A 26,066-nucleotide genomic window follows, 5' to 3' on the forward strand; every position below is an offset into this window, starting at 1 on the left:
TTTTGTAAAAAAGGAAGAATAGGAAGAGAGATTTCAATAGGAATGCCGATAGGAGGAAATAGCATGTCACTACAGAAAGAGCTTGCCACTTTTGCAGGAGGATGTTTTTGGTGTATGGTAGAGCCGTTTGACGAGCGTCCAGGAGTACTCCGCATTCGTTCTGGATATACAGGAGGACATGTAGAGAATCCAACCTATGAGCAGGTTTGCTCAGATACAACTGGTCATGTAGAAGCGGTACAAATAGAATTCGACCCAAGTATCATGCCTTACAAAGAACTCGTTGAAACATTTTGGCAGCAGATTGACCCAACAGATGCGGGCGGACAATTTAACGATCGTGGCGAATCCTATCAGACAGCGATTTTTTATCACAATGAAAAACAGAAAGAAATAGCTGAACACTCAAAGGAAATGCTGCAGCAAAGCGGAAAGTTTAAAAAGGATATCGTTACACCTATTCTTCCGGCTAAACCTTTCTATGTGGCAGAAGAAGAACATCAAGATTATTATAAAAAACGTTCTTTCCATTATCGAATGTATAAAAAAGGTTCCGGCCGAGAGGGATTCATCAAGGAAAATTGGCAGAATAAGCCTTCTGAAAAAGAATTAAGAGAAAAATTGACACCGATTCAATATCACGTAACACAAGAAAATGGTACAGAGCGTCCATTTGATAATGAATATTGGAATAATAAAGAAGAAGGTATTTATGTCGATATTATTTCTGGTAAAGTCTTATTTTCGTCAAAGGATCAGTACGACGCTGGTTGTGGGTGGCCGAGCTTTACAAAACCGTTGGATCCATATCAAATCACGGATGTTATAGATTCGTCTCATGGTATGATACGCACAGAAGTTCGCAGTAAAGCGTCTGATTCACATCTAGGTCATGTGTTTGAAGATGGTCCTAAAGAGCATGGAGGATTGCGTTACTGTATGAATTCAGCTGCAATGCGATTTATTCCAAAAGAAAAAATGGAAGAAGAAGGCTATGCGAATTATTTATATCTATTCAAATAGGTTATAATAATATTATGTAAACAAGAAGAGAGGAAAAGAAGATGATTCATAAGAATTGGGAAAATCGAGAAACAATAAAGCAAATCAAATGTGTACATGCAAATGCAAAAAAATTTATTGTTGATCGTAAACTTACGCCAGGTAAAGTTTATGATGTAAAAAATGAAACAGAAGAATTTTATTTTATTATTGATAATAGCGATCGGATTGCTGGATTCAGAAAAGATTATTTTGAGGAATGTTAAACAACAATTAAACCTTCTATAAGAGGGTAAAGGAGATGAGGCTTTATAAATGATTTAGACGGCCTTATTTCCTCTATACATAACACTTTATTTCACTAAGAATGAAGTTTCCTTTTATTTTAAAATGGGTTATAATAATTTAATACGTGAAAAATATTGGTAAAGAGGAGGGGAATCTCGTTGGCTTTTGTTATTACTTCACCATGTAAAACAGAAAAAGCAGGAGAGTGCGTCGAAGTTTGTCCTGTTGATTGTATAGAAGAAGGCGAGGATATGTTCTATATTGATCCAGATATTTGCATCGATTGCGGTGCATGCGAGGCGGTTTGTCCAGTAGAAGCAATCTATATGGAAGATGAAGTGCCTGATAAGGAAAATGAATATATCTCATTGAACCGCTTATTTTTTGAAAATCGTTAAACAAATATTCAAAGACTGCTTATTCAACGTAGGCAGTCTTTTTTTGAGGTTAAAAGACGCGTATGAATCCATGTATTTAAATGTATACGCTCTGTATTTTCAGTAATTACACCATCTAGTGACTAACTCTATGAAAAAAGGGGATACTAAGTTAAAAAGGAAATAGTGAGGTGCACATTAATATGAGTTTCACATCAATTTGGCAGGCAGATACAACATTTTCGACATTCCCCAAACTCCAAGAGTCAAAAAAAACAGAGGTATGCATTGTCGGAGCAGGGCTAACTGGAATAACGACTGCATATTTACTTTCTAAAAAAGGTATAAAAGTCATATTATTAGAATCGGATCGGATACTCAGCGGTGTAACGGGACATACCACAGCAAAAATAACGGCGCAGCATGGAATTATTTATGCAGAACTAATCGAAACCCTGGGGGAAGAAAAAGCAAAACAGTATTATCAGGCGATGCAAGAAACAAAGCAGTTTATTCAGCATGAAATAAAGAAGAATAATATTTCTTGCAATTATGAGGAACAGGATGCATTCGTTTATACAAATGACGATGCTTATATGAGCCAACTAGAGAAAGAGAGGCAGGCATATAAGACCTTAGGCATTGCTGGGGAACTTATCGAGCAAATGCCATTACAAATTCCATTCAAACAGGCATTAAAAATGCCAAATCAAGCACAATTCCACCCATTAAAGTATTTACAATTTATGCTGCAGGAAGCTGTCAAAAATGGAATAGAGATTTATGAAGAAACAGTAGCGATGGGAATAGAATATAATAGGCGTCCCACAGTACTTACAAAAGATGAGCACCGGGTGACATGCGATTATCTAGTTGCAGCTACACATTTCCCATTTATTGATCATCAGGGTCTTTATTTTGCCAAAATGTCTGCAGAACGGTCTTATGTTGTTGCAGGAAAAACAAATTTCGAATACCCAGGCGGCATGTATATTAACGCTGAAAATCCATCTCGTTCGATTCGAGCAGCTAGCCTAAATAATGAAGATACCTATCTGCTTATTGGCGGCGAGAACCATCGATCAGGTGAGGAAAAGGACGAAGCGTTATGCTATCAGAATTTAAGAGGATTTGCTAAAGAACAATTTCAGATAGATGACATTTCTTATCAGTGGTCTGCCCAAGATTATATTACATTAGATAAAATGCCGTATATCGGTCCAATCACGGGTGGAGATCCTTCTATTTTAATTGCCACAGGTTATCGAAAGTGGGGAATGACAAACGGGACATTGGCTGCAAGAATAATAACAGATACTATACTGAAAGCGGATAAAAATCCTTATAAAGAATTATTTTCTCCTTCACGTTTTTCATCTAAACCGATGCTAAAGAACTTTATTAGCTACAATGCACGTGTTGCCAAAGAGTTACTCAAAGGAAAGTTTGATTTCCCTGAAGCGAAGGATATTGACAAATTAGAAATAGACGAGGGGACAATCACTACCTTCAAAGGGGCTCGTGTGGGTGTTTATAAAGATAAGGAGGAGCAATTGCATGCCCTTGATACAACATGTACTCATCTCGGCTGCGAGGTGCATTGGAATAGCGGTGATAAAACCTGGGATTGTCCTTGCCATGGCTCCCGTTTCCATTACGACGGTGAAGTAATGGCAGGCCCGGCAAAAAAATCTTTAAGAAAAATATCGTTAGACGATTAATAATTAATTAAGACAAAAGGGACACTGCTTTCTTATCTTCTAAGGACAAGTGTTCCTTTTGTTTCACAATAGTTGATTTAACTTTTATTTTCTTATAGTGTAATATGGGTAGATCTCATATATAGAAAATGAAGCGGCTGAACATCAAGGAAAAGAAGGTGATTTTTATTGGAAATAAGCAACATTATTACAACAATTGCTTCGATCATTATTTTTATTAATTTATTATTGGCATTAGGGGTCTTATTTTTTGAAAAACGAGATGTAGGTTATACTTGGGCATGGTTATTGGTCTTATTTTTTATACCTATCATAGGTTTTTTTATTTATATATTTCTAGGACGCAGTTTAAAGCAGAATAATTTTTACGGACTAACAGAAGAAGAGAAAAAGCTGCTCAAAGATGAAGTTCACACCCAATTAGCCATGATTGATAAAGAAAAACAAAACGCAGCATCATCACCATGGTTAAAGCAATATGAAGATTTAATCACAATGAATTTACGATCTTCTCACGCCAGATTATCAGAGGATAATGACATTTTCATATTTCATGATGGTCATCAGAAATTTGATGCTTTAATAAACGATATACTGGCAGCAAAACAGGAAATTAATGTGCAATATTATATTATCCAGCCTGACAATTTAGGAAAACGTGTAAGAGATGCGCTTGTAATGAAAGCAAAAGAGGGATTAAAAGTACGGGTTTTATACGATGAAGTCGGATCTAAGAAGTTACCAGTTGGATTCTTTCATGAATTGAAACGTGCAGGTGGAGAAGTGCGTGTTTTTTTTCCTTCTTTCCTAAAACTTATTAATTTCCGAATCAATAATCGAAACCATAGAAAACTTGTGATTATTGATGGCAAGCATTCTTATATCGGAGGATTTAATGTAGGTGATGAATATTTAGGGGAAGATAAAAAGTTTGGTTATTGGCGGGATACCCATTTTAAAATAATTGGTAATGCAGTCAATGATATTCAAGTAAGATTCGTTATGGACTGGCACCAGGCAGGTAAAGATAAGACATGGAATTATAAAGAATTCCGTTTTTATCTAGAAAAACATCATGGAACGAGTCCTGTTCAAATTATTTCAAGTGGACCCAACTCGAAGACGGAGCACTTGAAGAATATGTATATTAAAATGATTCATTCTGCAGAGGAAAGTGTCTTCATCCAAACACCTTACTTTATCCCAGATACAAGCTTTATGGATGCCTGTAAAATGGCACTTTTATCAGGAATTGATGTACGTATTATGATACCTTGTAAGCCGGATCATCCATTTGTTTACTGGGCAACTTGGGCATGTGCAGGTGATTTGCTAGAATACGGGGCGAAAATATTACTCTATGAAAATGGATTTCTTCATGCTAAAACTATCGTCGTTGACAAAAAAATCGCATCCGTCGGGACAATGAATATTGATTCTCGAAGTTTCCGATTAAATTTTGAAGTAAATGCGGTTACCTATGATGAAGGTGTTTCTCAAGAATTGTACCGAATATTTGAGAAAGACAGCAAATTAAGTTCCGAGCTGACACCTGAACGGTATAACAATCGATCCTTACTTATTAAATTTAAAGAAGGAGTTTCTCGTTTGCTTTCACCAATTCTATAGATAGCAACTCAACAGTCATAAAGCTTTGCTGGAATCACCATAAATCGCAAAGCTTTATGACTGTTTTTTAAGAGATAGGAGGGGGGAGCACAATTACTAATATTTAATATCAAAAGAAGTGAACTCAGGATCTTCAGCGTATTCCTTTACAGATAGATCACTAACTTTAGCAAAGCGGGAAGGGCCTTTTTTTATTTTATCTAAAAAGAGATCAATATTTTCATCACCACCATATGCTTCTATATAAACACTGCCATCCGCTTCATTTTTAACCCAACCAGTAATATTACAATCTGTTGCAGTATGCTGCGTGAAATAGCGAAAGCCAACACCTTGAACACGGCCGCGAACACTTATAGCAATATATCTCATTAAAATCACCTCTCATTCCATTATAAAAGCATAGAAGTTAATATTTCCAATGAAAAGGAAAATAGGTTTTTTCGATTCTTATGGAAACCACACCTACTGATATATCATATTATGATATGACTATAGACAATTATATCACATCATGATATATTGTTTTTAGATATATGTATCGCTTTATGATACATCCTGAAATGATATAGGAGGTGATTGGTTGAAGAAAGCTGAGCAATTAACAGATTCTATGTTTTATATTATGGCTGCTTTAACGAAACCAAGGCATGGATACGCTATTATGAACTTAATTGAAGAAACCACAAAAGGAGCAATCACGATAGGACCTGCTTCCATGTACACGATTATTAAAAAGCTATTAAAACAAGAGTGGATTTATTTACATGATGGGTCCGATTCTAGGCGTAAGACGTATCTACTTACTAAAAAAGGCAGAGAAGTACTAGAGGAAGAGGTGCAGCTAAGAAAACTGATGATCCACTTAGCAGAAACAGGACTAGGGGAGGGTGAATAATGAGACAAACAAAGTATATTATGTCAAAAGGGTTAGCTTTTTCTGAAGAGAAGGATATGGAAAAATTACGACGGTTTTCTTTGAAGGGTTGGCATGTCAGTGACTTTAAGTTTATGGGGTACTCTCTTGAAAAAGGAGAAAGCTCCGACTATATCTACAATGTAGATTATCGTTCATTGAAAGAACAGGAAGAAGAGGAATACTTTGACTTTTTCTCATCTTCTGGATGGACGCATGTTGCCTCGGAAGCTAATATTCATTTATTTCGGGCACATCCGGGTACGAAACCGATTTACACGGACCAAGAAACGACAGTTGAAAAGTACAGAAGACCTAGTAGTTCCATAAAAAACTTCGCAATTTCACTTGTTCTATTAACTGTACTCATGTGGGTTGGAGTAATAATAAGTACTGGCCTTTTAAACTCAGTACTTATTATATTAGCGGCAATTCTAAGTATAATTACCGTTCCAACAGTTTGGACTGCGATTGCAGCATATAGTAACCAGTGGAAGGCAGAAGGAAGAAGAGGATTAGTAAACCTAGCGAAAACAATACCTTTCCTTTTTTCTTTACTTATTATTATTATGTTATTTGTCATTGTACCAGATAGCGCAGTTCGCTTCTTAGCGTCTATGATTATTGGTGCAATCGCACTTCCAACTGCTATTTGGGTTATCATGTCTATTTATTGTAAAACGAGAGGGAAGAGAGCTTAGTATAGGATTCAAAGTTATTGAGCTAAACTGGACTTGGGTGGAATAAGGAATAATCAATTATAAAACCGTTATTTTGGTAAAATTGACCGAAATAACGGTTTTATAATAATTCTAATTAAAGGATCCAGGTTTGAAAACTAAGTGATAATTGACTAATTAGTATATTAAACTTTTACCGATATACAGGTTTATTATTAAATTCCATGTGCCATATAATAACCAGCATAGCTAATCAAATTGATAAAATGATGGTTGATCAAATAAAAAATTGTTTTGTCTCACTATCCAAAGTATACTTTAGTTATGAGACAAAAATTGCATTGTTAAATTTAGTTTCCCATAATAAATATTATGTAAACTAGGAAATTTTTAAAAGAAAAGAGGTTGCTTAATTACAACCTTTCAATCTATAAAATGTATACTATGCTCTATCACGTCATTTATAAATAGATTATTCTGTTGGGCCAACCTTTTAATATTAGTTAACAATTCCTCATCATACGTCGTTTTAAATTGAACACGGTCATCCGGTCTTATTTGTCGATTAAAAGAGATCTCACTTTTTGCTAATAAATTTTTCAGTCCTATTTCGATTAAATGATTAAGATACATTTTCCGTTCTTTAGCAATTATTTTTAAGGAATCTAATGTTCTTCTACTTATATTTGTGCGAAAGGGTATTCTCGAGCCAGAGTTTATGTGTATTAGTTTCCCATCTTTTCGTTTCCATTTAGGGACATCTCGTTCATCTTCAACATAATAAGGATTATCTAAATGTTGAGTCATATAGATTCTTTTATAGATTAAAAAGTTTTCAGTATCTGTATGATTATAAATAATTCTTGCTAATTTCTGGAGTTCTGTCTTTCCGTTAAGCCATACTCGATAAATAGGATTGCCACTTTTGCTAGTATCCGTTGTGATTTTTGTAGGAACAGTGCTTGCTAAAATATAGGCTGCGTCCAAATACGTTGCAATAACCTTTAAAATACGTTCGTCTTTTTGAGAAAAATATATGCTATGTGTGCTTTTATTTACATGGCCATCAGTTATAAATAACCCCAACACCCACGCCATTTCATGTGACCAAGTTTTAAAGAAGTTTTCATTAATTTTATGCTTTCGAGGTTGCCCTGAAGATTGCTCTCTATTCATTTTAACTCCGTGTTTATACATTACATTACGAATAGAACGATCAGATATGCCGATACGTGAAACCATTTCTTTAAAAGGCATACCACTTTTATACATCTTGATAATAGCTTCGTCTGTAATTCCCGGGTTTCTAGGCATTATTTTATCTCCCTTCATTTGTTTTCTTACTCTTAAGTATGCAAACAATTGTTCGCATTTTCAAGTAGAAACCCAGGTGGATTTATAACTTTAGAGTGAAATGTATGCTAATCTTATAATTATAAATCATCTTTCGGCATATCCATCTTATCTACCGCATTTTTCAAATCGTCATTGTTAATATGTGTATAAATCATCGTCGTTTGAATTGATGAATGACCGAGTTGGCGTCTTAATTTTGGTACATCATTAATCTCATTATGATACCTTGTTGCAAATGAATGCCTTAATTTGTGAACGGATAAGGACGGTTTTCCGAAGGCTTTTGCATATTTTTCGATTAATTTTTCAATAGCACGTGCAGTTAGTCGTTTCGATGTTCCTTTTGGTCCCATTACAGCAGCAATAAATAAAGCTTTATTTGATTTCTCCACATGATAGCGTTCCGATCTGATTTGTAAATATTCGTTCAAGTCATCCATCGCTTGCTTGCTGAAATAAACATATTGCTCTTTGTTTCCTTTGCGAATAACACGTGCAGTAAATTTGCTGTGATCAATGTCGCCTAAATCCAGATTTACAACCTCGGAGAGTCGTAGCCCGGATCCTAAAATAAGCGAGACAATCGCTGTGTCACGTTCACGGTTAAGGAGGTGAAAGTTTACGAGTTTCTTATTGTCTTTAAAAAGCTCACCATAGTCATAGGCAATAAATTGGCGAAAACGTTCATATTCATCACCAATTAGGATTTTTCCTTCCATTTTGTTTGCGGTTGTTTCCATACTTTCTTTTATATCATTGAATTCAATCTTCGCCATCACATTACGCTTTAGATATGGTTGTAAATCACGTGTTTCGGCGATATTTTGCAGGTAATTGAAAAGCGACTTCAAAGCTGATAACTTGCGGTTTATCGTGACTTCTTTGTTATTTAATTGGTATTGGAGAAAAGTCAAGAATCGCTCGGCTTCCTGAACAGTTAGTGATTCAAGCAACTCAAGCGGCAAATCCTTTAGTTCACCAGAATAAAAATCTTCGGCAACGAGCCAATCGAAAAATATTTTATAATCATGTGCATAATTGAGCAGTGAAGCTGCCGATAATTTTCTTTTTTTATGATTGATAAATTCCTCAACATACCAAGGAAGTTCTTTAAGCATAGTCTGAAGTTTGCTGTATAACTGTTGTTTGGAATGATTTGTCATTTTAGACCACCTCATAGGTAGATTTTACAATGCTTTAAACTGAATTGCAATTATTACGTCAAATTTATATTTTACGTAATAATCTATTTGGATATTATTTCTTCACATAACTTCCCCTTTCTATATACCAGCCGCATATTAAACGTCTGTTCAAGATCATTATTATGCAGTCCGCCATGAGTTGCTTCATAGTATTCGTTCTTTTTTTTGAAAAGCTTCGTATTTTCTCTTGAAATACATTTCTTGCTATTGAATTATCGTAATGGCTGGTATGGAACTTATACCAGATTTTGAGCATCCTATTCCTTATATAAGGATAGGATGCTGTGATCTTGGTTCATTTTTTATACCACATTTTAAGTTTGTTACGTAAGTATATTATATTCTACTTTTATAATTATTAAATGCCTCTATCAAACAAACTCCATTTTATTTTGATACGAAAAAGTAATGAAAATAAAAAACAGGACTCCTTAAAAGAGAGTCCCAAACAATCATCGGCATTCTGTTGAATACATTCTTTCGTTTTCTAAAAAGGAGAAGGTGGGATTCGAACCCACGCGACAGTTGCCCGTCCTAACGCATTTCGAGTGCGTCCCCTTTAGCCGGACTTGGGTACTTCTCCATGGAATGGTGCTGGCGAGAGGGTTCGAACCTCCGACCTCATCATTACGAGTGATGCGCACTACCAACTGTGCTACGCCAGCATGAAATTCTAGAACATATTATATAATAATACTTTTTTTAGGGAATTTCAATAATCACTTCCCATTGCTTGCACCAGTCTTCATCGGTTGCATCAAAATGATCGACTGGCTAAAAATCTCTAAATTATTGACGAGTATATCTACATGCGGTTATTTTTCCATCACTCGTTCACAGCCGTTTGAAAAATCTTTTTCTAATGACATCCATTAAGAATGACGTTACCCCCTTCTGCTGCTAAAGAAATAACCACCTTCCCTATTCCTGTTATTGAGCCGGTAATCAATGCTGTTTTACCTTTTAACTGTAAATGCATGATAACCCCCCATTTTGGTAGTTTATTTCTTGTTCCAAAAATTCCGGCACCATTTTACTTATACTTTTATTTCTTAAAATTTTTATACTTTTGTATGAAAACATTTGAGATTTTAAACGCCATAAAGCCAAAGTTTTCATGATAGATGGTGGCTCGCGCTCTAGGTGAGCCCTGCTGGTTTCTTAAAGTGTAAAAAGACCCTCAAATAAATGAGAGTCCTTTAAAAACGAACTAGTTAACTAAACTGATTATTCACCCGAAAAGCCAACATGGCTCAAGTATTTTGTATCAACGCTATTATTTATTTCTTTTATACAGTGTCTACGTCCACATTGTTAAACAAGCACAAGTGTTAAGTCTCAACGCAAATTAACTGTTGTAATTAAATGCGCTCGTAATGGCACTTCTTCCTAACTTTCTTCCTTGCATTATTTTTTCTTAACGAGTGCTTACTTTTTTACTTTCTGAAAGCCAATTTTCAAAGGTGTACGACATCTCCCAAAAATGAAGTTCGTATTCTTTTGCGATTATAAATTGTTCTTTTACTTTTTCTTTTTCCTTATCATTCATATCTTCAACCAGTGTGTTTAGTAGATGAATCATTTCGTTCGTTGAGTCTTGGAACCAGTCACTCGCGTACATTTTAATCCAATTACGATAAATTTCTGGATATGGTGTTGCATGTTCATTTACTTTTCCAATGTCTGCATATAACCAGTAGCATGGCAACATTGCTGCAACAGAGTGTGCCAGATTTCCAGACATGGTTGCCCGATATAAATGTGAAGTATATGCATAGGCGGTTGGAGCTGGTTTGAAGTTATCTAAATCTTTTTGGGTAATATTTAAGATTTCAGCATGTTGCTTATGCACGGTTAACTCTGCTTCCGCTGTCAAGCGCGCTTTATCAGCTAATAGAGCAGTTAATTTAAAATCATCTGCCTGAGACGCAGCGATAGCATGTACTTTACCGTAGTGTTTTAAATAGTAAATATCTTGTAAAATATAGTTCTTAAATGTTTCTAGCGGTAAATCTCCTTTCACTATCCCTTGCACAAATGGATGATTTAAACTTTGCTCCCAGCTTTCCTTCGTTACAGCACGTAATTCATCAGTAAATTTCATAAAAAATCCTCCTCTAATCTTTTTTTCTAAAGACTAGTAGAAGGAAGTATTTGCATACATACGAAAACATACACACGTGAAAATAGCGCATGGTTTGTTTGCTCATTCTACTTCCCTCCGCTGGTCTTAACCAGATCAGGTTCTAAGGGTGCTAAATATATATTTATCTCAGCCGTTACGGCGCCCCTAGTAGAAAACTTATTCGATTGTCTATTATGGTAGCAGAACCAAATTTTAAGTCAAGTTTCTTAGTGTATTAGAAACTTGAAAATAAGTAATTAAAAATCTCAGAAACGGCTTTTTCAGCTGGTATTCCAATAAAACCGAACAGCTCACCACATCCTTCTTCTGGAGAAGCATCATGGATTTCTTGTAAAGGCCCCTTAGGCTTTTCTTCCCTCTTTTATTTCTTTGTATATAGCGGTAAACAAAAAGAACATAGTCAGGTTAGGCGGAACCAGTTCTGCCCAAGTCGGCCGATCCTGATAGGCTGCATAGAAAATATGTGTTACATTTGTAAGTTTTCGAAGCTTATCCTGACTGTCCCCTCTATCAAGTAAATCAACGCTGATATAGCGGACACGTTCCTTTTCTTCCCCGCCACGTCTGGATAATCCGATAATCTTCCAATCTTTTAACGAAACTAAATGATCAATAAGATTTTTGCCGATTACTCCGTTTGCACCTACCACAAGGGCAATTTTGCTTCCTTTATTCTGTTTGTTACTAAATGAATCCTGTGACATTTCACCATCTCCCCTTCATGTAGCATATTAAATAAGTATGTTTTACTCCCAGTTCAGTCATGTAGCTTAAAATACACTACGAACCAGCCCTCCATCTATTTTCAAAGCAGAACCATTAATCGCAGAAGAAAGTGGACTGCTTAAAAAAGTAACCAGATTGGCTATCTCTTCCGGACGAATCAGTCTTTGAATAATAGAAGTGGATCGATTTTCTTGTATAAAGCGTTCTTCCATCTCTTCAATTGTCAAATCCTTATCGGCATAGAGAGTACGAAGCATGGTTTCTACCCCTTCCGTAAAAGTAGAGCCCGGTGTAACTGTATTGACAGTAACTTGCGAACCTTTGGTCAGCTCAGCCAAGCTTCGGGATAGGGAAAGCTGCATCGTTTTAACGGCACTATAATGGGGCATTTCGGCAGCGGGGACTAAAGAAGCCTCACTTCCAATAAAAATAACTCTGCCTTCATTGCGTTCAATCATTTGCTTTAAGTACCAGCGTGTTAAACGGACACCGCTCATCATATTCACTTCAAATTGTTTGTACCAATCTTCATCGGTTGTATCAAAATAATCGACCGGCTCAAAAACCCCTAAATTATTGACTAGTATATCTACATGCGGATATTTTTCTATCACTTGTTCACAGCCTTGTTTCGTACCTAAATCAGCAGTGATAAAATCTATCGAAACCGTTGAGGATTCCGATTGAATGACTTCCAGCGTTTGATTAATCTTTTCCTGATGACGTCCGTTAATAATGACGTTAACTCCTTCTGCCGCTAAAGAAACAGCAATCGCCTTTCCGATTCCAGATGTTGAGCCGGTAATTAATGCTGTTTTTCCTTTCAGTTGTAAATGCATGATAAAACCTCCATTTTGGTAGTTTTTTATTTCAGAAAATTTCAGATCCCCCCCTTTCATTTTTTTAGATATTTAAGATACTTTTATCCTCTGTTCCCGCTCTTTGCTATTCGCCTGATAAATCAACCGAAGTGCAATAAGCATCAGGCCAAGTGCCAGCAAGCGTTTTAAGTCTAACGGAATCTGCATACCTCCAAACCAGCCAAAATGGTCAATCAGCATTCCCATAGACAGTTGGCCAATTATAGCGGATAGATTAGTTGCGATGATACCAATTTTAGGGACAGCAAGAATCGTTAAAAATAAATACCCTACGCCAAACCATACTGCAGCCAGCTGCCATTTCGGGGCTTCTAAAAATGATAAGAAGTTTCCAGTTCCAAAAAATAAAACAACAATAAACAGCATCAGGCCACCTGTAATAAAAGTTAGAAAAGCACTTTCCAGTGTGCCTGCTTTACTGCTGAAAGCACCATTAACAGACGACTGTGCACTTAGCAGGACACCACCAATGAGTGAAGCAATTAAAATAAAAATAGACATTCTTAACCTCCTAGTAAATGAGAAATAATGAAGTAACCATAAGTATTGCTGCAATAATTTTTTCCGGTCTCACTTTTATTCTTGGACTGCCCAGCCATCCTTTATGTTCGATGATCATGCTCATAACCAATTGACCGACTACAACACTGCTCATAGCCATTCCTACGCCTATAAGCGGAATACCAATCACAAGAATAGTAAGATAAATAATTCCCAACAATCCTCCTGTCAGCTGCCATTTAGGAGCTTTTGCCGTATAAGATAAGGAGCCTTTTCCCCAAAACAATAAAGCAACACCAAGAATAATCGTTCCAACAACAAAGTTATATAGACTGCTTTCTAATTTTCCAATAGATTCTCCCAGTACTGCATATATCGCTCCTTCCACACTTAATGTGACTCCCGCTAATAGTGCTAAAGCATAAAATAATACCTTCAAAAAGATCAACTCCTATAAATACGATTTTAAATTTCGAGAAATAACGAAATGATAGATAAAAAAATAAGATGTTTCATCATCACCCATGGAATAGAATTTATAAATTTCGAGAAATAACGAATTATTTCAGATAAAAAAAGATCTACAGATCCTTTTTTATAATAGAGACAATTTCCTCTATCTTTTCTTCATTTCGGCGATAGTACGTCCATTGCCCATGGCGTTCAGATTCCAAAAGACCTGCCTGCTGCATCATCTTTAAGTAATGCGACACAGTGGATGGTGACATTTGTGCTTTCTCTTGGATGTCACCCACACAGACGCCTCCCTTTTCACTGATATTTTTGGAAAGGTGTGCAGTCGGCTTTTCAAAATGGTTCATTGGATCTTTTAACCATTGCAACATATCCAGTCTTTTTTCATTTCCTAACACTTTAAAAATCTCACTTAAATTTGTCATGAATTTATTCTATTCGAATTTTCTCGAAATGTCAAATGGATTAAATAATATGAATAATAAATAATCCCGAAATACCTTATCTAGAAAAGTTTTTATTGCTTCCATACGTTATTAGATAATGGGTCATCCTCCATGGAACATCTAAAATCCTAAATGCAAATGAATAGCTGGGTTTAGTAAATGAAATACTTTATTTTAATAAGGATAGTCTTATTCGCTCACTCATTGAATTTTAACGGAAGAAGCTTTCCCTCGTATAACTGGCAAGAGCGATATCAGACCAAGAATACCCATTATTGCTCCAAACCCATAATGGTGAAGTAAGCCCGAAGCCGCTATCAATTGTTAAACCACCTACGGATGAACCAATCATGAGTCCAAGATTAATCAACGAGTTATTTACTGTGACAACAAACGATTAGCACTTGAAATAATCACACCTCATGTATATAGGTGTGATTATTAGTGAAGCGTATTTAAGCAGACTTTTAAAATGAGAAGAAAAAATATGCTGATTCCCTCCAGATAAAAAAAGTCGATTAATCGGTATTCATCACTAGTACGTTGAATTTTTTTAATGTACCTTCTCCAATACATGTATAGTACTGGTAACTAATACTCTTTTTATAGGCTTCCTTATTATTCACTCTGTTACTAATTTTTTCAAATATGCCTTGCGGATAATTAAAAAACTTAGAACAAACAGTAATAAAAATATCCCTGTACCTATTGCCGTCATGTGAAAGAAAACAGGTGATAATGCATCACGAATACTGAATAAAACAACAAATAATAAAATCACAGCAAAGGAAAAAGGAACAAAAATTAGTAACGCCAATTCTCTCGTTACAACCGAACGGATCTCTTTGATAGAAAGTCCAATTTTACGAATACCCGTATATTTTTCCTTTTCTCCCTCTAAAGAGGTTTGCAAGTAAAAATAGAGAATACTCATAGCGGCGCTTAGAAAAATAAGGCTAAGCATAAAGCCAATAAAGAACATAATACTCTTTATAAACACTTCCGTATCATATAAGGAAATTTTAGATGTCACTAATCGTTCATCCGGTTCTGTTGTCACTTGTGCTTCTACCGTATCCGCAACATCTAATTGTTCTGTCCACCCATCTACCTCATAGGCAAACACATCATATTCTGGATAGTCGATTGTGTCATAGATATCATCTGGAACAATGTAATATACTTCTTGTAAGCCTGTAGAAAGAATCAGGTTTTCTTCCAACCCTGTATATTGCAGCCTCTCATCCAAATAATCATTAATCGCTTCAGAGCTTGGAGGTGTTCCTTCATTCCCGGCCACCACATAATATTCTTTATCCTTTAATATCATTGTTTGCTGTGTACCAAGGGCATTAAAATTGCTATTCGACATAAAGCCGATTCTACGTTCTTCATCTGTTTTAAAAGCAGAATAATAAGATTTATAACCCTCTGTTTCCTGATTAAGTGTTGTCTCCATAAAATCAATATCTTTCTGTTCTTGTTCAACAGGATTATCTGGAAGAGAAATATACTGAAAACTATATGGATACACTGCTTCTGTATCTTCTTCCACGTTGTAATAGGAACTGTATAAAACACTTGTACAAACAAAAACAGCTAGCAGCAGGATACTAAGCAAATAAATAATATGTGCGTGCGAATTGCCTTTTGCTTGTAAATTCGATACAAACAGCAAATTCGTTTTCTTATAATAAGAGGAGCTTTTTTGCAGTCTGCGGGTAGCAAACAGAATCCCTTGGGTTAATACAAAGTAAATCGTAAATAACAAACTGATAAATACGATGATATAATAAAAAATAGCTAAACTCTCAACAATACCTGGACTCACTTTGAACAGCAGTAATAAAATGGCGGTTACCAAAATGGATAAAATTAATTTCCATGGTGCAGGCTGAATGATTTTTTCCTGTGTGACATCAGCTTTTAATAATTGTATGGCTTCCCCCTTCTTAATAAACCGTGTGGTAAATCTGGAAACAATAAGAAATAAAATGCTGAATAAAATCAATGTCATTACAATAGCCTGTATGGGGATGTACATTCCAAAGCTATCAGCTTGTAAGATATTTTTAACCACCATTAAAAATAATGGAGATATGATTAGTCCGATAACGATTGCGGTAATAATTGCTGTTATTGCAATCAGCATATTTTCCCGGAATACCATCTTTTGCAATTGTTTCATGGAAGCTCCCGAAATCATAAAGATTCCAAGACTTTTCGTTTTTTTCTTTAGAAAAGCAAGCATGGAATAGATAATAAATACAAAAGAAAAAATATAGACAATAAAACTACAAAAAATCATTGTTATTCCCAATGTACTATCTGGATTAATCGTATCCATCATTGGATGAAAAGCTGTAATCAAAAACAAGAAAAAGACTAAAATGGAAAAAACACTGCTTAAAAAATAAGAAATATATGTCCATTTATCACGCATAATATTTTGAAAGACAATATGATTAAAGCTCATGCTGTTGTCCACCACCTAGAAATGTCAGTGTATCCATGATTTCTTGATAGAATTGTTTCTTGTTTTCACTGCGGTGTATTTCATTATATAGAAGTCCATCTTGCATGAAAATGACACGTTCAGCAAAACTAGCGACATAGGGATCGTGTGTTACCATTAACAAAGATGTTTGAAAGGTATCATGAATCGATTGGAATAACGTCATGACGCTATTTACAGCTTTGGAGTCCAAATTCCCAGTTGGCTCATCCGCTAATAATAGGCTTGGCTGATGAATAACAGCCCGTGCAATAGCAGCACGCTGTTTTTGTCCGCCTGAAATTTCAAATGTGCGCTTTTTCATGATTTCTTTAATTCCTAAAAAATCTACAACCCCTGCTAAACGCGTTGCCATCTCTTTTGAACTTACCATATCCAGTGTCAATGGCAATAAAATATTCTCCTCTACGGTTAAGGTGTGAACCAAGTTGAAATCCTGGAAGACAAATCCCAATTCATTACGGCGGAATTTAGCAAGTTCATCATCACTTAACTCATATGGATTCTTCTTATTAATGGTAATAGAACCATTTGTCGGACGATCAATCGTCGAAATACAATTTAAAAATGTTGTTTTCCCGCTTCCAGATGGGCCCATTACAGCAACAAATTCATTACGATTTAATTGAAAATCAATTCCTTTTAACGCTTTATAATTCACTTCACCTGTATAGTCTTTGTGAAGCTGTTTTATATCTAATATCACTTCTGGCATAGACACTCACTCCTGTTTCTATTGTTAGCTTTAGTATACGGAAGTCTGCCATTACTTAACATTTGAAAACATGACAGCAAAGTGACAAAATTGACACATTCAAAACGACTGCCTTATTTGGCAGCCGTGCCAATACTTTCTGATAAGTAAATAGTGAAAATAGTTTCTTGCTGGTGAGATGTTAAATCAAAAGAATGATTTAGCGTGTTCAAAATCTTTTTTACCAAATATAAGCCAATTCCTGTTGCTTCTCTTCTTTTTCTTCCTTTTGTTCCAGTATAAAATAAATCGAATACGCGATTGATGTCACTTTTAGGGATTGTTTCTCCCTTATTTTTAATTGATAACTGACCAGTTTGATAATGAACATAAACTGTTGATTGTTGTTCACCATATTTAATCGCATTACTCAACAGCTGATAAATAACAACTTTCATCCATTTCTGGTCTGAATAAAGAATAATATCAGCTGGTATCACAACCTTTGGAAATATTTCTTCTTCAATAAAGTAATCTTTTAAATCATTAATAACCTCTTGTACGATTTTCTTGAGGGGCATCGCTTCAATTTTTAGATCAGATAATAATTTAGTAGAGCGGCTATAAGATAATAACTGATTTAATGAGAAGTTAAGTTTATCACATTCCGTTTTGACTTTCTGCCACGCTTCAAATGAATGGGCGTTATTCATTTGATTGGATTGAACGAGCAGCTGCATCACTGAAACAGGGGTTTTCATCTGATGTACTGCATGGGAAATGAGCAATTGCTGTTCTTGTAAATAATCTTGATGTTTCTCTTCTTTTTCTAAGAACAAGGAAGAAACGACTTTTAATTGGTCAGCATATGCTTTTTCTATTGGAGAACTAGGCTGATAGATAAGAAAATTATCTCTATCTAAGTTTGTTTCTTTCAAACGCGTATACATTTTTTTACGACGAAAATAACGAATTACAAGGAAAATCAATAATAAAAGAATAGCTAAAAAACTAAAATAACCATAATGATTTTCAAAACCATCTAATTGATTAATAATAAAAGGCAGGCTAATAAAAGTAATAAGATACAATATAATAAAACTGAAATGGTCCTTTAAGAACAACTTCATTTACTTTCCTCCATTAATTGATAGCCAATTCCCCGGATGGTCTTTACTTCTAATGAAGAATGAATGGATTTTAGCTTTTCCCGCAATCTTTTAATATTTACTGTAAGCGTATTTTCTTCAACAAATCCTTCCTCATCCCAAATGGATGAAAGCAGCTGTTGTCTTGTTACTACGTGAGGGAAATTCTCAAAAAGCATGTGACAGAGCCGGAGTTCTTTTACCGTTAACATTTCCTCTTTTTCCATTGTAGATAAACGTACCATATCTAGATTTAAAGCCGTATTTCCTTTTCTTAAAATTCGTGATTCTGGCTCTTTTGCATATTCTCCATAAATACGTCGAATCTGACCATTGATTTTTGCCAGCACAACATCTAGAAGAAAAGGTTTAATAATAAAATCATCCGCGCCATTTTCAATACCGTATACCTGGTCTATTTCACTCATTCGGGCAGACAGTATCATAATAGGACAGGTAGATACCTGCCGTATTTTTCGTGACCAATAATAGCCATCAAAAGCAGGGAGATTAATATCCAAGATAACTAAATGTGGTTCTATTTCTTGAAAAACATCAAGTACCTTTTCAAATTCTTCTACAATATGGCACTCATATCCATATCTTTCAATATGACTTTTTAATGTGGTTGCTATTTCTATTTCATCTTCCACAATCAATATTTTATACATGAAATCACCCAGCTTTTTAAAATCATTAAGTGTTTACTGTTCATTTTATATCATCTTTTAATTGAACATACAAACATTACGAAAATACAAAGCAAAAATTGTACAAGCCGGCGTGATCATTAATACATAGATTGATAAACATACATCTCCATCCCATTTTAATGAAAAATAGCATGGGGATGCGGACAGAGTTTAAGGAAAAAACCAACTGAAAAAACAGCCGGATTTAGATATTAATTTTTTTAACTAAATTCACGATGATCTCCCATATTTTTATTTAAATAAAGCGAACGTCTAATAAAAATAAGTGCAACTATGACAAACAATCCGGCAATCCAGCTTAAGTTACAATATCCATATACTGAATAATGATTCCTCCTAAAGCAGAGCCAAACATCATTCCCACATTCATTAATGAGGTATTGAAGCTGAGTACTGTTTCAGATGAGTGCGGCTTGAGTGAAACTAAATAAAATTGGTTTGCCGGTGTTGTCGTCCAAGTTGCTATTCCCCAAATTGCCAAGGTGATAAATACACCTATCGTTGAATATTGTGTAAGGGCAAGTGCAAATAAAGCAGCAATATGGATACATAAACTAAGCGATATAGTTCGATTTGGTCTCCACTTGTCTACCGCATATCCTCCAAAACGTGAGCCAATAAAAGCAAAAGTGCCTAAAACAAATAAGGCGATACTTGTCATTCTTATAGAAAAACCAGCTGTATTACTTAATAATGGAGTAATGTAAGCAAACACCATGGTATATCCTAAAATCCAAAAAATTGTGGTCATTAATCCGGTAAGAACCCGCTTGTCTTTAATAATGTGCAACTGCTGCTTAAATGGCAGTGGCTGGTTTCCTTCTATAGCTGGCAACAGTTTGTAAAGTCCTGCTAATAGAAGAACTGTACCAAGTGCAATGATAAGGAAAACGTAACGCCAATTAACATATCCGGCTAAAAATGTTCCTATTGGCACGCCAAGTACCAAGGGAATCGTAAAACCAGTAAGAACCGTTGCCATGGTATTGCCCTTTCTTTCAGGAGCCGCAATTTGAGCCGCATAATTGGTCGCTACGACAATAAATAGTCCTCCACTCATTGCCTGAATGACTCTGGCTAACATAAGGACGATAAAATTATAGCTGAAAAACGCAACCAGATTTCCTGAAATAACCGTAAAGATGGAATATAAAAGTACTTTTTTACGGTCAAATTTAGACGTTAACATGACCAATAACAAGGCTCCAATGGCGTAAGATAGAGAATAAATTGTAATTAACTGACCGGCTGTTGATATAGAAACGCCCAAATCAAAAGTAATCAGTTCTAATATTCCAGAAACAACAAACTCTCCTGTTCCTGTTACAAAAGCCCCCAGAGCTAAAAGTATAATCGTAAATTGATTCTTCTTGTTTTTCATTTTGTATGCTTCCCCCTTATTTGAACATTGTTTTTTTCGCAGTGTAACTGGCTGGGACTTCGATTACTCACCCCACCGAAGAGCTTTTGTAAGACTCCCATATCAAGAATAGAAAAAGATCCAAAATTCTAAGTGGGAGATCAAACAGCCAGTAACGGCCCGATTGGTTCAACTAACAATCAGTGGAAAATCAAAGAAAATCCCACTGATTAAAGTTTCACTTTATTGTAAGTCCCGTGGTAACATAAGTAAAACTCGATTTTTTAATGAGGGGGATGAGTAAAAACTCATGAGTATTGTTCGTTTTGAAATCATTGCAAAAGTAGTGGAGTTGGGGAGCTTTACAGCAACTGCAGAAAAATTAAATATGACACAATCAGCAGTGAGCCATGCTGTAGCTAGTCTGGAATCTGAATTGGGCGCTCCTTTGTTAATTCGTGACCGTAAAAAAGGTATAGATCTTACAGAAATTGGGCAAAAAGTTCTTCCTCATATACGGGAAATATTGAAAAGAATGGATAGTATTCATCAAGAAATTGCGTTAGAAAACAACTTAGAAACTGGAATGATTCGTGTTGGTACATTTGCAAGTGCTTCTCCCTGCTTATTACCAAAATTGCTTGCCAAATTTCAGAAAAAACATCCTAAAATAGAATTTACTTTTTACGAAGGAACTTATGAAGAAATTACGGAATGGTTGAACTCTGGAATTATCGATATCGGATTTGTTGTAAAAGGAAAAACGAATCTCGATTTTGATTTTATCCCGCTTATCAAAGACAACATGGTAGTAGCTTATTATCCAGAACACCCATTTCAGTCAAAAGAAATAGTGGATATGAATGATTTAATAGACCAGTCTTTTATTATGCCAACAGGAATGTACCAATCTCATGTAGAAGAGTTATTTGAAGAAGCACAAATAAAACCTCCTATCCGATTTGAAGTGCATGATTGTACAACGATCGCTAATATGGTACAAGAAGGTCTTGGCATTACGATTGGTCCAGAATTATTCTTAAAGACACAGCAAAATATAAAAATCAGCAACTTGAATATTAAAAATACACGTGAGGTTACACTTGCTTGCCAATCTATTGAGAATGCCTCACCTGCAGTAAAGGAGTTCCTTCATGTAGCAAAGGATGTTTTTAATTGAAAGATAAACAAAAAGAAGCTTCCCTAAAATAAAGTTTAAGAAAGCTTCTCTTCGTTTTAGTGAATTAGTGTTTAAATGTTTCATAATGACAATTTGCTAGTTGATTAATTCGTTAAGAGTACAAATTCATCTATGGCATCCATTATATCTTGTTTCGTATTGTATACATGCGGAGCAAGCCTGATTATATTTTCTTTTGCAGTAAGAACGATATGTTTTTCTCTTAGTTCTTTAACAATACCCGGAGCTTGAGGATGGATAAATGAAATTAAGCTTGACCTTTGTTCCATTTGCGCTGGTCCATATATTCTTAATCCTTTCTCCTGACCATACTTTATGGAAAAGTTACCTAAATCCTCTAAATAAGACGCAATATTTGTCACACCTATAGATTGAATGAAATCCAAAGATGCTTTCGCCACATATGCACTGATAAAAGAAGGTGTACCCGAATCAAATTTTCGAGCATCTTTCTTCCCAGTTCCCAGCCAACCAGTTATACGAGGTTGAAGTTGATCGATAACTTTTTTATTAATATATAAAAAGGCAATACCAGGTATCCCTAGTAAGTATTTTCTTGTCCCTGTTGCTAAAAAATCAATTTCCATTTCTTTAACGTTAATAGGACAATGACCTGCGGATTGATAAGCATCCACAAATAGGAATGACCCATTTTGATGCGCAATTTCTGCTACTGCTTGCACATCAATCTTAAACCCACTTGTATAATGAACATGCGGAATCATAGTGAGTAAAGTTTTTTCATTAATATATTTTTCAAACGCTTCCAAGGTTAGACCTGCTTTTCCTGCATGAATAACGTGGACATTGCCTGTAAACTGCGGTTGTGCTGCCAATATATCTGAAACTGTAGGAAAATCATAATCTGTATAAATTATCTCGTCTCTAACTGTTGATTCTGGAAATGCAGTTACTATAGCTGAAATAGCATGTGATACAGAAGAAACAACAGCTATATCTTCTGACTCAGCACCAATCAATTTAGCAAAGGATCCCCTTGCTTTTTCTACCATTTCCATTGCCAACTCCCAATTTGATCCATGATAAAACAATTGTTCCTGGTATGCCGTCACTGCTTCAGAAGCATTTATAGGCAATAAACCTTGTGAGCAACTCGCTAAATAATTCAGTTTTTTGATGGTTGGAAATTGAGATAATATCGCTTGATTCAAATAATACAACACCCTTCTCCTAGAGGTAATTTTATGATCTATTGTTATTTTTCTCGCCTTTATTACAGTTTATTAAGTAATTTTTCTTTCCCCTATTTCTTTAGTTTCATGTATACTGTATATTGTTAGCGTTATCAATCTAGTTAAACTTTTGAAATCTTAGAAGTGAGGTGAATTTTAAACTTGGATGATACTAAAAAAACTAAAAACAGGACTATTTTTGATTATTCGGCTATGTTACTAGCGATAATTGGTTTTATATCCCTATTCTTTTATCCCAGTTTTATGACCGAATATTTTTGGTTAATACTATTAATCATCTTGGCTCTGGCTTATGCAACAAAACTAATTGATTTAGTGAAAAAGAAATCGTTTGGTCTGCATTTTATTTTGTTTTTAATATTAACCTTTATCATAATATATTTATTACTTGATCTGATAGTATAGAAATGAATTGAGAAAAGTTTTTTACAAACCTGAGGAGATAAGAAATGCATAATAATCAGAAACCATTAGTTATTGAATTTCCATTAAGAGGCGAATGGAACGCCCCTACTACGCCAGCTATGAAAGTTCCCAGCCATGGAACAAATAGAATGGGATTGCGATATGCCTTTGATTTCTTAAAACTGAATTGGAATCATTCTCTTAAGCTGTCGTATGATGTAAGTATTTTGCGCTATTTATTATTGGGGGCTCCATTGAGAAAATGCTATTGCTGGGGAGAAAAAATCTATGCTCCATGTGATGGGGAAGTGGTATTCGTGGAAGATGGAAACCGTGAAAGAAGAATTGCTCATTGGCTTGTAGATTCGTTTATCGGATTAAAGAATTCGCTCTTCTTTAACGAAAGGAAACACAATTTCAATAAAATTGCTGGTAATTATGTAATTCTTAAATGCTCAGATAGTGTATATATGGCATTTGTACACTTACAGACAAACTCTGTCAAAGTTTGTCTGCATGATAAATTAGAAAAAGGAACACCAATAGGAAATGTTGGACATTCTGGAAACTCAACTTTCCCTCATTTACACTTTCAAGTTATGGATAGCGATGATATTGCAAACTCCCGAGGTATTCCCTGTCTTTTTGAAGAATACGAGATATATCGAAACGGAGAATGGGAAACAGTATATAATTCAATTCCCTCTGCCACTGATAGAATACGATTTAAAAAGTAAAGGATACCTAATGAAGAGTGATAAAATGCTTGAAATGGGAGTAGATGCGATAATCCCATCGGTGGTAGGAAATCAAACCCCTTAAAGATATGGGAAGATACTGAATTAAAAGGCGTACCAAATTAGAATAAAAATCCCCATCCTTCATAAACGGGATTTCCGATCCAACTTCTTGAATGTCCGCTACTTTCATATCTTCCGTACTAAAAGTCACATTAACTTATTAAGGCCTGCTTCCTTTAACTCTCCTTACGACAGATTGCTGCCAGGAAACCAAGGCGATTTCACCTAGATAATATGAACCCTCATCTATTTCGATAAGACTTTGTAACACACCTTGTCCAGTGGCAGCATAACAGTCAGTGATTCGTCTATCTTTAAATATCAGGTAAAATCACCAATGATACTTCTCCCATAAATCAGCGGTTTAGTAGCTACTATTTTGCCATTCACCTTATTTTTATGAGGAGTCGAAAATATTTCTACCCAATGTAATTTAAATTAAGGAGGTCATTCTAATGATTTTACATCTAAGTAAATTTGGCACTAATAGTCATTTTTTGGTGTTTAATAAATAACCGATAGAGGGGTATTAAATGCATACTATCAACGAGGATTTAGTTAGAAAATTAATAAATACACAATTCCCGGAATGGTCAAAATTAAAAATCAAGCCTGTTAAAAATAGCGGAAATGACAATAGAACGTTTCACCTAGGCAACCATATGAGTGTAAGGTTACCAAGTGCTGAATGTTATGTTCCCCAAGTGGAGAAAGAACAAACATGGCTACCAAAATTATCAAAAGAACTTTCTTTACCTATTTCAACACCTATAGCAAAAGGGAACCCTAGTGAGGAATACCCATTCCCGTGGTCTGTAAACAAATGGTTAGAGGGAGAGACATTGACTCTAGAAAATATTAATGATCCTAACCAATTTGCAAGAGATTTGGGAGCATTTTTAATTGAATTCCAATCTATTGATGCTAGTGGTGGTCCTATAGCAGGGCAACATAATTTCTATAGGGGCGGCGATATAGCCGTTTACGATCAAGAGTCTAGAGATGCAATTGAACAAAATGAAGATACATTAAACGCTCCATTATTGAATGAAATTTGGGACCTTGCATTAGATTCAAAATGGGGAAAAAATCCAGTTTGGGTTCATGGCGATATAGCACCTGGTAATATTCTAGTTAACAATGGACAGCTTTGTGCCATTATTGATTTCGGAATTTTAGGTGTAGGAGACCCTTCTTGTGACGCTGCCATGGCATGGACTTTTTTTGATGATAATAGTAGAAAGATATTCAAAACTGCGTTAAATATGGACCATGAAACTTGGAACAGAGCAAGAGGATGGGCTTTATGGAAGGCTTTAATTACTTACAATTGGAATAAACATTCTAATAAAGCAATCGCAGAAGAATCATATAAAATTATTAATACAATAGAAAATGATTACAAATTAGAAAAAAACACTTAAGTAAAACATCAGCCTTCGAAAAACGTATAGTTTCTATTTTCGAAATCTACGGAATAACTAACTAATATATCCTTTGCACCATTAACCTAAAATAAGGTCTGTTTCTTGAAATTCAAGATTATCGAAATTATCAAGTTTCCATACTTCGTACAAACTTTCTAACCTAAAATTCCTCTAAACTTATATCATGCATTAAACAGCAAACAAGAAGACTGATTATTTGTCTTCTTGTTTGCTTCATGTC

General features: G+C 35.2%; 23 protein-coding genes, 2 tRNA genes, 3 pseudogenes and 1 riboswitch. Of the genes and pseudogenes, 10 read left to right on the top strand and 18 right to left on the bottom strand.

All coding sequences use genetic code 11. The annotated features are described in order from the left end of the window. The first annotated feature begins 63 nt into the window (after positions 1–63). From msrA to cls, 5 genes are all read left to right on the top strand, one after another. Positions 64–1,023 (top strand): peptide-methionine (S)-S-oxide reductase MsrA, encoded by a 960-nt coding sequence (gene msrA, locus KI343_RS06175; RefSeq protein WP_212925566.1) that lies wholly within the window; start codon positions 64–66, stop codon positions 1,021–1,023. A gap of 41 nt (positions 1,024–1,064) precedes the next feature. Further along, on the top strand, positions 1,065–1,268 hold the full coding sequence (locus KI343_RS06180) for a DUF6501 family protein (protein WP_212925567.1): 204 nt from the start codon (positions 1,065–1,067) through the stop codon (positions 1,266–1,268). A gap of 180 nt (positions 1,269–1,448) precedes the next feature. After that, positions 1,449–1,688 (top strand): 4Fe-4S dicluster domain-containing protein, encoded by a 240-nt coding sequence (locus tag KI343_RS06185; RefSeq protein WP_212925568.1) that lies wholly within the window; start codon positions 1,449–1,451, stop codon positions 1,686–1,688. Between the two features lie 182 nt (positions 1,689–1,870). Further along, a complete protein-coding gene (locus KI343_RS06190; RefSeq protein ID WP_212925569.1) occupies positions 1,871–3,388 on the top strand; it encodes an FAD-dependent oxidoreductase in 1,518 nt (505 codons plus the stop codon). 168 nt (positions 3,389–3,556) lie between these two features. Continuing rightward, positions 3,557–5,017: a cardiolipin synthase gene (cls, locus tag KI343_RS06195; RefSeq protein WP_212925570.1), complete on the top strand. Its 1,461-nt coding sequence runs from the start codon at positions 3,557–3,559 to the stop codon at positions 5,015–5,017. Positions 5,018–5,113: 96 nt separating this feature from the next. On the opposite strand, the gene KI343_RS06200 is transcribed toward cls, so the two are convergent. Continuing rightward, a complete protein-coding gene (locus tag KI343_RS06200; RefSeq protein WP_212925571.1) occupies positions 5,114–5,389 on the bottom strand; it encodes an acylphosphatase in 276 nt (91 codons plus the stop codon). A gap of 211 nt (positions 5,390–5,600) precedes the next feature. Between KI343_RS06200 and KI343_RS06205 the strand changes: the two genes are divergently transcribed. Both KI343_RS06205 and KI343_RS06210 read left to right on the top strand, forming a co-directional pair. Beyond that, positions 5,601–5,915: a PadR family transcriptional regulator gene (locus KI343_RS06205; RefSeq protein ID WP_212925572.1), complete on the top strand. Its 315-nt coding sequence runs from the start codon at positions 5,601–5,603 to the stop codon at positions 5,913–5,915. After that, positions 5,915–6,634: a DUF2812 domain-containing protein gene (locus KI343_RS06210; RefSeq protein ID WP_212925573.1), complete on the top strand. Its 720-nt coding sequence runs from the start codon at positions 5,915–5,917 to the stop codon at positions 6,632–6,634. The genes KI343_RS06205 and KI343_RS06210 overlap by 1 nt, the downstream gene beginning before the upstream one ends. Before the next feature lie 402 nt (positions 6,635–7,036). On the opposite strand, the gene KI343_RS06215 is transcribed toward KI343_RS06210, so the two are convergent. The 15 genes and pseudogenes from KI343_RS06215 to KI343_RS06285 form a co-directional block, all read right to left on the bottom strand. After that, complete coding sequence (locus tag KI343_RS06215; protein WP_212925574.1) at positions 7,037–7,945, bottom strand: LAGLIDADG family homing endonuclease; 909 nt, start codon at positions 7,943–7,945, stop codon at positions 7,037–7,039. A gap of 101 nt (positions 7,946–8,046) precedes the next feature. Next, on the bottom strand, positions 8,047–9,132 hold the full coding sequence (xerS, locus tag KI343_RS06220; protein WP_212925575.1) for a tyrosine recombinase XerS: 1,086 nt from the start codon (positions 9,130–9,132) through the stop codon (positions 8,047–8,049). Positions 9,133–9,667: 535 nt separating this feature from the next. After that, positions 9,668–9,757, bottom strand: a tRNA-Ser gene (locus tag KI343_RS06225). A gap of 6 nt (positions 9,758–9,763) precedes the next feature. Beyond that, positions 9,764–9,839 (bottom strand) — tRNA-Thr (locus tag KI343_RS06230). Between the two features lie 752 nt (positions 9,840–10,591). Then, a complete protein-coding gene (gene tenA, locus KI343_RS06235; protein WP_212925576.1) occupies positions 10,592–11,278 on the bottom strand; it encodes a thiaminase II in 687 nt (228 codons plus the stop codon). Between the two features lie 95 nt (positions 11,279–11,373). Further along, positions 11,374–11,476, bottom strand: a riboswitch (TPP riboswitch). A 239-nt stretch (positions 11,477–11,715) separates the two neighbouring features. After that, positions 11,716–12,024 (bottom strand): annotated as a pseudogene (locus tag KI343_RS06240) (NAD-dependent epimerase/dehydratase family protein); the annotation flags it as partial. 66 nt (positions 12,025–12,090) lie between these two features. Next, positions 12,091–12,885 (bottom strand): SDR family NAD(P)-dependent oxidoreductase, encoded by a 795-nt coding sequence (locus KI343_RS06245; RefSeq protein ID WP_212925578.1) that lies wholly within the window; start codon positions 12,883–12,885, stop codon positions 12,091–12,093. Positions 12,886–12,957: 72 nt separating this feature from the next. Next, positions 12,958–13,428: a DMT family transporter gene (locus tag KI343_RS06250; protein WP_212925579.1), complete on the bottom strand. Its 471-nt coding sequence runs from the start codon at positions 13,426–13,428 to the stop codon at positions 12,958–12,960. Between the two features lie 10 nt (positions 13,429–13,438). After that, positions 13,439–13,867, bottom strand: a complete 429-nt coding sequence (locus KI343_RS06255; protein WP_212925580.1) for a DMT family transporter — start codon at positions 13,865–13,867, stop codon at positions 13,439–13,441. A gap of 142 nt (positions 13,868–14,009) precedes the next feature. Next, on the bottom strand, positions 14,010–14,327 hold the full coding sequence (locus tag KI343_RS06260; protein WP_212925581.1) for an ArsR/SmtB family transcription factor: 318 nt from the start codon (positions 14,325–14,327) through the stop codon (positions 14,010–14,012). Positions 14,328–14,970: 643 nt separating this feature from the next. After that, positions 14,971–16,824 (bottom strand): ABC transporter permease, encoded by a 1,854-nt coding sequence (locus KI343_RS06265; RefSeq protein ID WP_212925582.1) that lies wholly within the window; start codon positions 16,822–16,824, stop codon positions 14,971–14,973. After that, on the bottom strand, positions 16,814–17,578 hold the full coding sequence (locus KI343_RS06270; protein ID WP_212925583.1) for an ABC transporter ATP-binding protein: 765 nt from the start codon (positions 17,576–17,578) through the stop codon (positions 16,814–16,816). Before KI343_RS06270 ends, KI343_RS06265 begins: the two co-directional genes overlap by 11 nt. A 113-nt stretch (positions 17,579–17,691) precedes the next feature. After that, on the bottom strand, positions 17,692–18,687 hold the full coding sequence (locus tag KI343_RS06275) for a sensor histidine kinase (protein WP_212925584.1): 996 nt from the start codon (positions 18,685–18,687) through the stop codon (positions 17,692–17,694). Continuing rightward, on the bottom strand, positions 18,684–19,376 hold the full coding sequence (locus KI343_RS06280; protein WP_212925585.1) for a response regulator transcription factor: 693 nt from the start codon (positions 19,374–19,376) through the stop codon (positions 18,684–18,686). The genes KI343_RS06275 and KI343_RS06280 overlap by 4 nt, the downstream gene beginning before the upstream one ends. A gap of 242 nt (positions 19,377–19,618) precedes the next feature. Beyond that, positions 19,619–20,799, bottom strand: a pseudogene (locus KI343_RS06285) (MFS transporter). 289 nt (positions 20,800–21,088) lie between these two features. Here KI343_RS06285 and KI343_RS06290 point away from each other — a divergent pair. Then, positions 21,089–21,958 (top strand): LysR family transcriptional regulator, encoded by an 870-nt coding sequence (locus KI343_RS06290; RefSeq protein ID WP_212925586.1) that lies wholly within the window; start codon positions 21,089–21,091, stop codon positions 21,956–21,958. Between the two features lie 104 nt (positions 21,959–22,062). Here KI343_RS06290 and KI343_RS06295 read toward each other — a convergent pair whose 3' ends face one another. After that, positions 22,063–23,160 (bottom strand): aminotransferase class V-fold PLP-dependent enzyme, encoded by a 1,098-nt coding sequence (locus KI343_RS06295; protein WP_244856755.1) that lies wholly within the window; start codon positions 23,158–23,160, stop codon positions 22,063–22,065. A 482-nt stretch (positions 23,161–23,642) separates the two neighbouring features. On the opposite strand from KI343_RS06295, the gene KI343_RS06300 reads away from it, so the two are divergent. Continuing rightward, positions 23,643–24,335: a M23 family metallopeptidase gene (locus KI343_RS06300; protein ID WP_212925587.1), complete on the top strand. Its 693-nt coding sequence runs from the start codon at positions 23,643–23,645 to the stop codon at positions 24,333–24,335. Between the two features lie 223 nt (positions 24,336–24,558). Here KI343_RS06300 and KI343_RS20535 read toward each other — a convergent pair. Continuing rightward, positions 24,559–24,815: pseudogene (locus KI343_RS20535) on the bottom strand (aminopeptidase). Between the two features lie 116 nt (positions 24,816–24,931). Here KI343_RS20535 and KI343_RS06310 point away from each other — a divergent pair. Further along, positions 24,932–25,822: an aminoglycoside phosphotransferase family protein gene (locus tag KI343_RS06310; RefSeq protein ID WP_212925588.1), complete on the top strand. Its 891-nt coding sequence runs from the start codon at positions 24,932–24,934 to the stop codon at positions 25,820–25,822. Positions 25,823–26,066 lie beyond the last annotated feature (244 nt).

It is taken from the genome of Oceanobacillus sp. J11TS1 (genome assembly GCF_018333215.1).
In the GTDB taxonomy this organism is placed as follows: Bacteria; Bacillota; Bacilli; order Bacillales; family Amphibacillaceae; genus Oceanobacillus.

Bases quoted from the DNA above. Each gene is read 5' to 3' on its own strand.
- xerS (WP_212925575.1), bottom strand. From the start codon at position 9,132: ATGACAAATCATTCCAAACAACAGTTATACAGCAAACTTCAGACTATG.
- KI343_RS06310 (WP_212925588.1), top strand. From the start codon at position 24,932: ATGCATACTATCAACGAGGATTTAGTTAGAAAATTAATAAATACACAA.
- KI343_RS06180 (WP_212925567.1), top strand. From the start codon at position 1,065: ATGATTCATAAGAATTGGGAAAATCGAGAAACAATAAAGCAAATCAAA.
- KI343_RS06245 (WP_212925578.1), bottom strand. From the start codon at position 12,885: ATGCATTTACAACTGAAAGGAAAAACAGCATTAATTACCGGCTCAACA.
- KI343_RS06215 (WP_212925574.1), bottom strand. From the start codon at position 7,945: ATGAAGGGAGATAAAATAATGCCTAGAAACCCGGGAATTACAGACGAA.
- KI343_RS06275 (WP_212925584.1), bottom strand. From the start codon at position 18,687: ATGAAGTTGTTCTTAAAGGACCATTTCAGTTTTATTATATTGTATCTT.
- KI343_RS06200 (WP_212925571.1), bottom strand. From the start codon at position 5,389: ATGAGATATATTGCTATAAGTGTTCGCGGCCGTGTTCAAGGTGTTGGC.
- KI343_RS06260 (WP_212925581.1), bottom strand. From the start codon at position 14,327: ATGACAAATTTAAGTGAGATTTTTAAAGTGTTAGGAAATGAAAAAAGA.
- msrA (WP_212925566.1), top strand. From the start codon at position 64: ATGTCACTACAGAAAGAGCTTGCCACTTTTGCAGGAGGATGTTTTTGG.
- KI343_RS06280 (WP_212925585.1), bottom strand. From the start codon at position 19,376: ATGTATAAAATATTGATTGTGGAAGATGAAATAGAAATAGCAACCACA.
- KI343_RS06300 (WP_212925587.1), top strand. From the start codon at position 23,643: ATGCATAATAATCAGAAACCATTAGTTATTGAATTTCCATTAAGAGGC.
- KI343_RS06270 (WP_212925583.1), bottom strand. From the start codon at position 17,578: ATGCCAGAAGTGATATTAGATATAAAACAGCTTCACAAAGACTATACA.
- KI343_RS06265 (WP_212925582.1), bottom strand. From the start codon at position 16,824: ATGAGCTTTAATCATATTGTCTTTCAAAATATTATGCGTGATAAATGG.
- KI343_RS06250 (WP_212925579.1), bottom strand. From the start codon at position 13,428: ATGTCTATTTTTATTTTAATTGCTTCACTCATTGGTGGTGTCCTGCTA.
- tenA (WP_212925576.1), bottom strand. From the start codon at position 11,278: ATGAAATTTACTGATGAATTACGTGCTGTAACGAAGGAAAGCTGGGAG.
- KI343_RS06190 (WP_212925569.1), top strand. From the start codon at position 1,871: ATGAGTTTCACATCAATTTGGCAGGCAGATACAACATTTTCGACATTC.
- KI343_RS06210 (WP_212925573.1), top strand. From the start codon at position 5,915: ATGAGACAAACAAAGTATATTATGTCAAAAGGGTTAGCTTTTTCTGAA.
- KI343_RS06290 (WP_212925586.1), top strand. From the start codon at position 21,089: ATGAGTATTGTTCGTTTTGAAATCATTGCAAAAGTAGTGGAGTTGGGG.